The sequence below is a fragment of the Cyanobacteriota bacterium genome (assembly GCA_025054735.1).
Lineage (GTDB): Bacteria > Cyanobacteriota > Cyanobacteriia > SKYG9 > SKYG9 > SKYG9.
Genome location: JANWZG010000505.1, coordinates 1 through 2,407 on the forward strand (window position 1 = coordinate 1; position 2,407 = coordinate 2,407).

Here is a 2,407-nt window from a genome sequence, read left to right on the forward strand (position 1 = left end):
ATCATGCTCAGCTTGCGCCAACATATCTGCCGCCACATGCACAGGATTAGCCGTCTCGTCAGCAATAATCAATACTTCCGATGGCCCTGCTAGGGAATCAATGCCAACGGTTCCATACACCAGTTTTTTCGCTAGGGTGACATAGATGTTGCCGGGGCCTGTAATCACATCCACCTTGGGGATGGTCTCTGTTCCGTAGGCAAGGGCTGCGATCGACTGGGCACCCCCCACGCGATAAATTTCATGGATTCCAGCTTCTTGGGCAGCCACTAAAACGGCTGGGTTCACTCCTTTACCCGCTGCGCCGGGTGGGGTTACCATCACAATTCGCTTAACTCCAGCAACCACTGCGGGCACAGCATTCATTAGCACTGTACTAGGATAGGCAGCCTGTCCACCAGGAATGTAAAGACCAGCTCGGTCAACCGGTGTGTAGCGTTTGCCTAGCACCACATCATGGTCACCAAACTGCACCCAACTCTTAGGAACACGCTGACGGTGGAAGGCTTCAATGCGCTGATGGGCAAGGCGAATGGCATTTAACACATCCTTAGAAACCTGTTGGTAGGCTGCATCTAATTCAGAACCACTGATGCGCAAATCCTCTACTCGCAGGGTTTGGTGATCAAACTCAGCCGTGTAGTCTAGCAGGGCACGATCGCCCTGACGCTTGACCGTCTGCAAAATTTCTCGAACTGTTGCCTCTTTGTGAACCATCTGCTCATCATTCGTGCGATCGCAGATGCGCCGTAGCTCAGTCAATGCTTCAGTTCGCTGCGTAACGATTCGTAGCATAGCGTCAGAACAATAAGTCCTTAGAAAAGTCCTTAAACACTGCTCAGTGATTTCTGTACATCAGGCAACTACCGCTCTAGCCTAGCCTAAGTTAAAGCCAACCCTGAGTACTCCTCTAGCTTAACCTGAAATTTCAGGACAAAGTGTTAGTCTATGTCAACTTCTACAATTACAGCCACCCTAGCAACTAGCCTACCAGAGCAAACTGGCTGAAGTAATGCAAAATAATAAGCAACACGTCACGAGAGTAGCCATGGACATCAAGTCTCTAATTCGAGAGGTTCCAGATTTTCCCAAACCCGGCATCCTGTTTAAAGACATTACAACCCTGCTAGGTAATACTGAAGGTCTAGCACACACCATCAACATGTTGGCAGACCGCTGTGCAGGATTAGGGGCAACTGCCATCGTAGGGATTGAATCGAGAGGCTTTATTTTTGGGGCACCGCTGGCCTACAGACTGGGTGTGGGCTTTGTGCCTGTGCGCAAACCTGGCAAACTTCCGGCTGCGGTTCATAGTGTCGAATACGCGCTGGAATATGGCAGCGATCGCCTAGAGATGCACCAAGATGCCCTTAAATCTAGCGATCGTGTACTTATTGTCGATGATGTGCTTGCTACTGGAGGCACGGCTGCGGCTACCGCCACACTGGTCAAACAAGCTGGCTGCCAACTGGTAGGGTTTGCCTTCGTGATTGAATTACTCGCCCTAAATGGACGACAAAAGTTATTTGACGCACCAATTGTGACCTTAGTTGATTACTAAACTACTGGTCAGTTATTGCCGGGAGCTTGCATCTGTGCCTATTCTTGAACATTGGATAGCCCTCATGGTCGGTGGCTTGCTATCTGGTATCTTAGCGGGCTTGCTTGGGATCGGCGGAGGTGCGCTGCTTGGCCCTTTACTAATTATTCTTAACTATCCAGAGGTTAAGTCTTTTGCCACTAGCGGCTTTGCGATTGTAATCACATCAGCTAGCGGCACAATCGAGAACTGGCGCAGAGGATACATCAACCTTCGTCAAGTCCTGAGCTTAGGATTTCCTGCGTTAATCACTGCCCAAGTTGGTGTTTTTATGGCTAATTGGGCTAAAGCCTTTCCCCACATGCTTTTAGTAGCTTTTGGTGTTTTAAGCTTAGCCAATATCTACCTCATCGATCTCAAAAACCAGTTAGCTCGGCAACAACAACGAGCAGAATCCCAAGCATTCGATGCTTACCACAACCACAAGTACAATCATCGCGATCGCTCTCAGCGTTTTTGGCTCCATCCCTTCTGGGCAAGAATTAGCACGGGTAGCATTGCTGGACTGTTAGCAGGCTTGTTTGGCATTGGTGGTGGCGTGGTTATGGTGCCGATGCAAATCCTATTGTTAGGAGAAGCCATCAAGCCAGCTATTCAGACTAGTTTAGGTGTGGTTGTTATTACAGCTATTTCTGCTACTCTGGGCCATGCCTTGAGTGGCAACATTTTGTGGATTGAAGGAGTTGTATTAGGTCTTGGTGGCCTAGTTGGCGCGCAGATTAGCACTCGCCTGTTGCCAAAACTACCTGATCGCGTTGTTAGCGCCCTATTCCGCAGTTATCTGGCTATCTTGGCAGTTTATATCTT

The 2,407-nt window shown here is 49.1% G+C and carries 3 protein-coding genes; 2 read left to right on the forward strand and 1 reads right to left on the reverse strand.

Going from position 1 to position 2,407, the window contains the following annotated elements; all coding sequences use genetic code 11:
• Nucleotides 1-795, reverse strand: a 795-nt coding sequence (gene hisD / locus NZ772_17430) for a histidinol dehydrogenase (protein ID MCS6815339.1), incomplete at its 3' end; no start/stop codon positions are given.
• Between the two features lie 253 nt (nt 796-1,048).
• Here hisD and NZ772_17435 point away from each other — a divergent pair.
• Both NZ772_17435 and NZ772_17440 read left to right on the forward strand, forming a co-directional pair.
• The gene (locus tag NZ772_17435; GenBank protein ID MCS6815340.1) at nt 1,049-1,561 is read left to right on the forward strand and encodes an adenine phosphoribosyltransferase; all 513 of its coding nucleotides are present in this window, start codon (nt 1,049-1,051) and stop codon (nt 1,559-1,561) included.
• 64 nt (nt 1,562-1,625) lie between these two features.
• Nucleotides 1,626-2,407: sulfite exporter TauE/SafE family protein (locus NZ772_17440; GenBank protein ID MCS6815341.1), on the forward strand; the 782-nt coding region annotated here is incomplete at its 3' end.

What these genes read in the sequence shown, in the direction of transcription:
- NZ772_17435 (MCS6815340.1), top strand. Translation starts at nt 1,049, where the DNA reads ATGGACATCAAGTCTCTAATTCGAGAGGTTCCAGATTTTCCCAAACCC.